Here is a 414-nt window from a genome sequence, read left to right on the forward strand (position 1 = left end):
CCCCCCTTCGCTCGCCACCCAGCGGATCGCGCCGAAGGCGACCTGTTCCCTGTCCGCACCGTAATGCGCGTAGGTCTGAGGATGAAAGTAAAGACCAAGTTGGTCGTGAAAGCGCTTTGCGGCAGAGATGGCGCGATCATAAGACTCCAGCGGCGTGGTCTCATTCTCGGCAGCCAACCCGGCCGGATCGATCAGCGTCTCGTCGATCATGCCCCACCACACGTCCTGCACCCGCTTCGAATAGATCTCCTCGTAGGGGTCGAACTGTGGCAACGCCGCTGCAATCGGTTCGTACCCGTCTGCCGTCTCGCGCTCGAAGCGCAGCCAGCCCGGCGGATAGTGCTTGGTCGGCAGCAGTTCGAGCGGCCCCGGGGCGTTGGCCATCACGCAGGTGATCGCCGCCGCGTCGGCGCC

1 protein-coding gene is annotated in these 414 nt (G+C 64.7%); it reads right to left on the reverse strand.

The features are described from left to right. The coding region (locus tag AC3A35_RS27925) for a hypothetical protein (RefSeq protein WP_487439814.1) at positions 1-414 on the reverse strand (414 nt) is incomplete at both ends.

The sequence above is a fragment of the Azoarcus sp. Soil_N_20 genome (assembly GCF_057656155.1).